Source organism: Pseudomonas sp. SWRI51 (assembly GCF_014268825.1).
Lineage (GTDB): Bacteria > Pseudomonadota > Gammaproteobacteria > Pseudomonadales > Pseudomonadaceae > Aquipseudomonas > Aquipseudomonas farsensis.
This window is the reverse complement of sequence record NZ_JABWRG010000010.1, coordinates 78,701-86,732: the sequence shown is the minus strand read 5'-3', so window position 1 is coordinate 86,732 and position 8,032 is coordinate 78,701. Positions and strand designations below refer to the sequence as shown.

General features: G+C 64.3%; 6 protein-coding genes. 2 read left to right on the top strand and 4 right to left on the bottom strand.

Annotated elements, in window-relative coordinates; translation table 11 throughout:
- Positions 1 to 142 precede the first annotated feature (142 nt).
- The 4 genes from HU720_RS06110 to HU720_RS06095 form a co-directional block, all read right to left on the bottom strand.
- Entirely contained in the window at positions 143 to 883 is a 741-nt protein-coding gene (locus tag HU720_RS06110; RefSeq protein ID WP_186518158.1) for a YciK family oxidoreductase, read from the bottom strand.
- A gap of 55 nt (positions 884 to 938) precedes the next feature.
- Complete coding sequence (mupP, locus tag HU720_RS06105; protein WP_186518157.1) at positions 939 to 1,610, bottom strand: N-acetylmuramic acid 6-phosphate phosphatase MupP; 672 nt, start codon at positions 1,608 to 1,610, stop codon at positions 939 to 941.
- Between the two features lie 2 nt (positions 1,611 to 1,612).
- Entirely contained in the window at positions 1,613 to 2,311 is a 699-nt protein-coding gene (gene ubiG / locus HU720_RS06100) for a bifunctional 2-polyprenyl-6-hydroxyphenol methylase/3-demethylubiquinol 3-O-methyltransferase UbiG (protein ID WP_186518156.1), read from the bottom strand.
- Positions 2,312 to 2,375: 64 nt separating this feature from the next.
- Complete coding sequence (locus tag HU720_RS06095; protein WP_186518155.1) at positions 2,376 to 3,710, bottom strand: TRZ/ATZ family hydrolase; 1,335 nt, start codon at positions 3,708 to 3,710, stop codon at positions 2,376 to 2,378.
- 101 nt (positions 3,711 to 3,811) lie between these two features.
- Between HU720_RS06095 and mtnA the strand changes: the two genes are divergently transcribed.
- Both mtnA and gyrA read left to right on the top strand, forming a co-directional pair.
- Positions 3,812 to 4,888: an S-methyl-5-thioribose-1-phosphate isomerase gene (gene mtnA / locus HU720_RS06090; protein ID WP_186518153.1), complete on the top strand. Its 1,077-nt coding sequence runs from the start codon at positions 3,812 to 3,814 to the stop codon at positions 4,886 to 4,888.
- Positions 4,889 to 5,171: 283 nt separating this feature from the next.
- The gene (gene gyrA / locus HU720_RS06085; RefSeq protein WP_186518151.1) at positions 5,172 to 7,937 is read left to right on the top strand and encodes a DNA gyrase subunit A; all 2,766 of its coding nucleotides are present in this window, start codon (positions 5,172 to 5,174) and stop codon (positions 7,935 to 7,937) included.
- Positions 7,938 to 8,032: the final 95 nt, after the last annotated feature.

Genomic DNA, 8,032 nt, shown 5'->3' with positions numbered 1-8,032 from the left:
AGGGCTGCTGCGCAGCCCAACGCGGGACAAGCCCGCTCGCCACAACTCTCTATCATTTCCCACAGGATTGGGTCCAACCAGCAATGGTGCGGTTGAGCGGGGCCTGCGATGGGCTGCATAGCAGCCCCGGCAATCACTCACTTTACTGTGCGTTCAGCGCCTGGCCATTCACTGCTTTGCTGTCCGGCCCCATCAAATACAGGTAAACCGGCATGATTTCTTCAGGCAGCGGGTTGTTCTGCGGGTTCTCGCTCGGGTACGCCTGGGCGCGCATGGCGGTGCGGGTAGCGCCGGGGTTGATGCTGTTGGAGCGCACCGGCGCCACACCTTCGAGCTCGTCGGCCAAGGTCTGCATCAGGCCTTCGGTGGCGAACTTCGATACGCCGTAGGCGCCCCAGTAGGCCCGGCCCTTGCGCCCGACGCTGCTGGAGGTGAACACCACCGAAGCATCCTCGGACAGCTTGAGCAGCGGCAGCAGTGTGCTGGTCAGCATGAACGTGGCATTGACGTTGACGTGCATCACACGCATGAAGTTATCGCCCGACAACTGCTCGGTCGGCGTGCGTGGGCCGATGATCGAGGCATTGTTGAGCAGCCCGTCGAGGCGCCCGAACTGCTCCTCGATCATTACCGCCAACTCGTCGTACTGGTGGGGCAGGGCGGTTTCCAGGTTGAACGGGATCACCGCAGGCTGTGGATGGCCGGCGGCCTCGATCTGGTCGTAGACCTCGTTGAGGTTGGCTTCGGTCTTGCCCAGCAGCAGCACGGTGGCACCCAGTGCGGCATACGCCTTGGCGGCGGCAGCGCCGATGCCACGGCCGGCGCCGGTGACCAGGATGATGCGGCCTTTGAGCAGGTCGGGGCGGGCGGTGTAGTCGAACATTGAGATTTCCCTGTTTTCTCCGGGGGCTGCGGCTAACGCCTGCAGCCGTTGCAACTCAGCAGCCGCACAGCGCGCTGTCGATCACCTTGCGCAGGTCCAGCGGGTGGTCCACCACCACATCTGCCCCCCAGTTGTTGGGGTTGTCCTGCGGATGAATATAGCCATAGCGCACAGCGGCGGTGCGGGTGCCGGCGTCACGCCCGGACTCGATATCGCGCAGGTCGTCGCCGACGAACAAGACGCTGGCCGGGTCCAGCTTGAGGGTGTTGCAGGCCAGGATCAGCGGCTCGGGGTCGGGCTTGCTGTTCTTCACGTGGTCCGGGCAGATCAGCAGCGCCGAGCGCTCGGCCAGGCCCAGGCGCTGCATGATCGGCTCGGCGAAGCGCAGCGGCTTGTTGGTGACCACACCCCACAGCATATTGCCTTGCTCGATATCGGCGAGCAGCTCGGCCATACCGTCGAACAGCTTGCTGTGTACCGCGCAGTCGCGCTGATAGCGCTCCAGGAACTCCAGGCGCAGGGCCTCGAAACCTTCGGCCTCAGGGGCCATGTCGAAGGTGGCGGCGACCATGGCGCGGGCGCCACCGGAAATCACCCCGCGAATACGCGCGTCATCGACCGCAGGCAGGCCGCGCTCGGCAAGCATCGCCTGGCAGATGGCGATGAAGTCCGGCGCGGTGTCCAGCAGCGTGCCGTCCATGTCGAAGAGTACTGCTCGAAGGCGCATGCTCATTCCTCGCGCAGGGTCTGGATCATGTAGTTGACGTCAACGTCGTTGCTCAGCTTGTAGTGCTTGGTCAGCGGGTTGTAGGTCAAGCCGATGATGTCCTTCACTTCAAGGCCGGCCACACGGCTCCAGGCGCCAAGCTCGGAAGGGCGGATGAATTTCTTGAAGTCGTGGGTACCGCGCGGCAGCATCTTGAGGATGTACTCGGCGCCGATGATGGCCAGCAAGTACGCCTTGGGGTTGCGGTTGATAGTGGAGAAGAACACCTGGCCGCCCGGCTTGACCATGCGGTAGCAGGCACGGATTACCGAAGACGGGTCGGGGACGTGTTCGAGCATTTCAAGGCAGGTGACCACGTCGAACTGCTCGGGCATTTCCTCGGCCAGGGCTTCGGCGGTGATCTGCCGGTACTCGACCTCGACGCCCGACTCCAACTGGTGCAGGCGGGCCACGGCCAGCGGTGCCTCGCCCATGTCGATGCCGGTGACGCTGGCGCCGCGCTGGGCCATGGCTTCGCTGAGAATGCCGCCGCCGCAACCGACGTCCAGCACCTTCTTGCCAGCCAGGCTGACCCGCTCATCGATCCAGTTGACCCGCAGCGGGTTGATGTCGTGCAGCGGCTTGAACTCGCTTTCGCGGTCCCACCAGCGGTGTGCCAGGGCTTCGAATTTGGCGATTTCGGCGTGGTCGACGTTGCTCATCTGAACAGTCCTCTGAAAGCTTCTATAAATACTGTCACAGCCACACGCCAAGGCGTGTGGCTGTTCATTCCTGGCGCCCGGCGATGCGCGCGCCCCAGGCGCGGGCATTGGCCGCAAGCGCCGCTTCATCCATTTGCGTCAGGTGGCGGTCCAGCAGCAAGGGCTGGCCGGCGACCCAGACGTCTTTGACGCAGTCGCGACCGGTCGCGTAGATCAATTGTGAGACCGGGTCATGCACCGGTTGTTGCAGCAGGCCCGACAAGTCAAACGCCACCACGTCGGCAGCCTTGCCGACCTCCAGCGAGCCGCATATTGCTTCAAGCCCCAGCGCCCGGGCGCCGTTGAGGGTGGCCATGCGCAAGGCGCGGTGGGCATCCAGTGCGGTGGCCGAACCTGCCACGGCCTTGGCCAGCAGGGCTGCGGTGCGGGTTTCGCCGAGCAGGTCGAGGTCGTTGTTGCTGGCCGCGCCGTCGGTGCCGACCGCCACGTTCACCCCGGCCTGCCACAGGCGCTCCACCGGGCAGAAGCCACTGGCCAGCTTGAGGTTGCTCTCGGGGCAGTGGACCACGCTGGTGTTGCTTTCTACCAGCAGCGCCAGATCATCGTCGCTGACCTGGGTCATGTGCACGGCCTGCAGGTTGGGGCCGAGCAAGCCAAGGCGGGCGAGGCGGGCCAGTGGCCGTTCGCCGCTGTCGGCAAGTGCCTGCTCGACTTCGCCGGCAGTCTCGTGGATGTGCATATGCACCGGCGCGTCCAGCTGGTCGGCGACGATGCGGATTTTCTCAAGGCTGGCATCGCTGAGCGTGTACGGCGCATGCGGGCCAAGGGCCATGCGGATGCGTGGGTGGTCACGCAGCTCGCCAAACAGCTCGATAGCCTGGTGCAGGCCCTCATCGACGCTGGCCGCCCCAGGGATGGGGAAGTCCAGCAAGGGCGCGGCGACCTGTGCGCGGATGCCGCTTTGCTGCACGCGTTCGCAAGCGACCCGCGGGAAGAAATACATGTCGGCAAAACAGGTGATGCCGCCCTTGAGCTGCTCGGCAATGGCAAGGTCGGTGCCGTCGCTGACGAAGGTTTCGTCGACCCAGCGTGCCTCGGCCGGCCAGATGTGCTCTTTGAGCCAGGTCATCAGTGGCAGATCATCGGCAAGGCCGCGGAACAGGCTCATGGCGGCGTGGCCGTGGGCGTTGACCAGGCCCGGGGTCAGCAGGCAGCCCGGCAGCTCACGCACCTGCTGGGCCTGAGGCGCCCGTTCGCGCGGGCCCAGCCAGGCGATCTGGCCATCACTGATGCCCATTGCGTGGCCCTCAAGCACCACGCCGGCAGGCTCGACCGGCACCAGCCATTGCGGTATCAGCAGCAGGTCGACAAGCAAGGTGGAGGTGGGCGTGCGTGGCATCTACCGGGCTCGGTTGGGCGAAACGCGCAGTATACCCGAGCGTCCAGGGCGCAGGGTCGCTATAATCGCCGGCTTTTGATGGCTGGGTGACGGGAGTGGCGATGCGCGAGCAACTATTGGCAGCGGAGACGGTGACCAGCATCGAGTGGCGTGATGGCACGCTGCATGTGCTCGACCAACGCCTGCTGCCGCTCGAGCAGCACTGGCTGGCCTGCACCGACGTGGCTCAGGTGGCCGAGGCCATCGGTGACATGGCCGTGCGCGGCGCCTCGGCCATTGGCATATGCGCAGCCTACGGCCTGGTGCTGGCCCTGCGTCAGCGCCTGGCCGAGGGCGATGGCTGGGAGGAGTCGCTGGAAGAGGACTTCCTGCTGCTTGGCGAAGCACGCCCAACCCCGGCCAACCTGTTCTGGGCGCTGAACCGCATGCGCGAGCGCTTGCAGCGCGTACGCCCAGGCGACGACCTGCTGGCGGTCATGGAGGCCGAGGCGGTGGTCATCCACCAGAGCGACCGTGAAGCCAACCTGACCATGGCGCAGTTTGGCCTGGAACAGATCCGCAAGCATCAAGGCAGCGAACAGGCACTGTTGACCCACGGCAATGCTGGGGCGCTGGGCTCGGGTGGTTTCGGCACGGCGCTGGCGGTGATCCGCGCCGCCGCCATGGAAGGCATGGTCGAGCAGGTCTATGCCTGCGAGTCGCGCCCCTGGCTGCAGGGTTCGCGCCTGACCGCCTGGGAGTTGGCCGCAGACGGCGTGCCGGTGGCCATCGTCGCCGATGCCGCTGCCGGGCACCTGATGAAGACCAAAGGCATTACCTGGGTGGTGGTCGGCGTTGACTGTATCGCAGCCAATGGCGACGTGGCGGCGAAAGTCGGCACTTATCAGATGGCAGTCGCTGCCATGCACCATGGCCTGCGTTTCATGGTGGTGGCGCCGAGCAGCAGCATCGACCTGAACCTGGCCACCGGCGAGGACATCCCGCTGGAGGTGCGCGGTGAAGAAGAGTTGCTGGAAGTTGCGGGCATCCAGGTGACCGCTGATATCGAGGCGTACAACCCGGTTGTCGACGTCACTCCGGCAGACCTCATTGATGTGATCGTCACCGAAAAAGGCATTGTCGAGCGCCCGGATGCGGCCAAGCTCGCCCAGCTGATGTGCCGTAAACGCCTGCACTGACGGCGTTTGCCAGTGGCCTGGCGCGGCCCTTGCCATGGGGGCGCGCCAAGCGGGCCGATTGCACGATGCGGCGCCTTGCCATATCTCCCATGCGGGCGGCCTTTGTGGTAACATCCGGCAGTTTCCAAGGCCGCTCGTTATCGCGGCTTTCATTGCGCAGATCCATGGCACAACTCATTGATTTGTCGTATGTCGTCGCACCCCTTCACGCTGCGGCGGCGAGCTTCGTTCGTCCCAAGTGGGATCAAGCGAAGTTTCACCAGAAAAAGGAATCAGGCTTCTCATGGGCGAACTGGCCAAAGAAATCCTACCGGTCAATATCGAAGACGAACTGAGACAGTCTTACCTCGACTACGCGATGAGCGTGATTGTCGGGCGAGCACTGCCCGATGCGCGCGACGGCTTGAAGCCCGTGCATCGTCGCGTGCTGTTCGCGATGAGCGAGCTGGGCAACGACTGGAACAAGCCGTACAAGAAATCCGCCCGTGTGGTCGGTGATGTGATCGGTAAGTACCACCCGCACGGCGATACGGCCGTGTACGACACCATCGTGCGCATGGCGCAGCCATTCTCGCTGCGCTACCTGCTGGTCGATGGTCAGGGCAACTTCGGTTCGGTCGACGGCGACAACGCCGCGGCCATGCGATACACCGAAGTGCGCATGACCAAGCTGGCCCACGAACTGCTGGCCGACCTGCATAAGGAAACGGTCGACTGGGTGCCCAACTACGACGGCACCGAGCAGATCCCTGCGGTCATGCCGACCCGTATCCCCAACCTGCTGGTCAACGGTTCCAGCGGTATTGCCGTGGGTATGGCGACCAACATCCCGCCGCACAACCTGGGTGAGGTCATCGACGGCTGCCTGGCGCTGATCGACAACGCCGAGATCACGGTCGATGAGCTGATGCAGTTCATCCCGGGTCCGGACTTCCCGACTGCCGGCCAGATCAACGGCCGCCAAGGCATCATCGAGGCCTACCGCACTGGCCGTGGCCGCATCTACATGCGCGCCCGCTCGAGCATCGAAGACATCGACAAGGTCGGTGGCCGCCAGCAGATCGTCATCACCGAGCTGCCGTACCAGCTGAACAAGGCGCGTCTGATCGAAAAGATTGCCGAGCTGGTCAAAGAGAAGAAGATCGAAGGCATCACCGAGCTGCGCGATGAGTCCGACAAGGACGGTATGCGCGTGGTCATCGAGCTGCGCCGCGGCGAGGTGCCGGAGGTGGTGCTCAACAATCTCTACCAGCAAACCCAGTTGCAGAGCGTGTTCGGCATCAACATCGTTGCCCTGATCGACGGCCGGCCGCGCCTGCTGAACCTCAAGGACCTGCTCGAAGCGTTCGTGCGTCACCGCCGCGAGGTCGTCACCCGGCGTACCGTGTTCGAACTGCGCAAGGCGCGCGAGCGTGGCCACATCCTTGAAGGGCAGGCGGTTGCGCTGTCCAACATCGACCCGGTCATCGCCATGATCAAGGCTTCGCCGACGCCGTCCGAGGCCAAGGAAGCACTGGTCAGCACTGCCTGGGAGTCCAGCGCCGTGCAGGTGATGGTCGAGCGTGCCGGCGCCGAATCGTGCCGCCCGGAAGACCTGCCCGAGCAGTACGGCCTGCGTGATGGCAAGTATTACCTGTCGCCGGAACAGGCCCAGGCCATTCTTGACCTGCGTCTGCACCGCCTGACCGGCCTTGAGCACGAAAAACTGCTGGCCGAGTACCAGGAAATCCTGGCGCAGATCGGCGAGCTGATCCGCATCCTCAGCAGCGCCACGCGCCTGATGGAAGTGATCCGCGAAGAGCTCGAGGCTATTCGTGCCGAGTACGGCGATGTGCGCCGCACCGAAATCCTCAATGCCAGCCACGACCTCAACTACGGCGACATGATCCCCGAAGAAGAGCGCGTGGTAACCATTTCCCATGGTGGCTATGCCAAGACCCAGCCGCTGTCCGCCTACCAGGCCCAGCGCCGTGGTGGTAAAGGCAAGTCGGCATCCGGCGTCAAGGACGAGGACTACATCGAGCACCTGTTGGTCGCCAACAGCCACGCCACCCTGTTGCTGTTCTCCAGCAAGGGCAAGGTGTACTGGAAGAAGACCTACGAAATCCCCGAGGCATCCCGCGCTGCCCGTGGCCGCCCGCTGGTGAACCTGCTGCCGCTTGAAGAAGGCGAGCGCATCACCGCCATGCTGCAGATCGACCTTGAAGCGCTGCAGCAGCACGCAGACCCCGACGAAGAGCTCGAGGACAGCGACGACACCGTGCTTGAGGGTGAGCTGGTCGAAGTCGACGAAATCGACGAAGAAGAAGGCGATACCCCTGAGTGGGCTGCCGAGCCGACCGGTGCGTACATCTTCATGGCCACTGCTTCCGGTACCGTCAAGAAGACCCCGCTGGCGCAGTTTGCCCGCCCACGTACCAGCGGCCTGATTGCCCTGAAGCTCAAAGAGGGTGACACCCTGATCGCCGCGGCCATCACCGACGGCGCCAAGGAAGTCATGATGTTCTCCGACGCCGGCAAGGTGATCCGCTTCGCCGAAAGCGTTGTGCGTGAAATGGGCCGTACCGCCCGCGGTGTGCGCGGCATGAAGCTCGGCAAGGGCCAGCAGATCATCTCGATGCTGATCCCGGAGTCCGGTGCGCAGATCCTCACCGCCTCCGAGCGTGGTTTTGGCAAGCGCACGCCGCTGTCCAAGTTCCCGCGTCGCGGCCGTGGTGGTCAGGGCGTTATCGCCATGGGTACCAAAGGGCGCAACGGCTTGCTGATCGGCGCTATCCAGGTGCAGGAAGGCGAGGAGATCATGCTGATCTCCGACCAGGGCACCTTGGTGCGCACACGGGTGGGTGAGGTTTCCAGCCTCAGCCGTAACACCCAGGGTGTTACGCTGATCAAGCTGGCAAGCGACGAGACGCTGGTGGGCCTTGAGCGTATCCAGGAGCCGTCCGAGGAAGAGCTCGACGACATTGTCGAGGGCGAAGACGCCGAGGTCGATGCGCTGGATGTAGCAGGCGACGACAACCTCGGCGCCGAAGAGGCGCCACAAGAGTAAGCCTGTGCAACAACCCGAACGGGGCGACCAAGGTCGCCCCGTTTGACTGATTAAAGACGCAACGCCGGCCCTTCTTTAGGGGCGGCGGGGCGTTG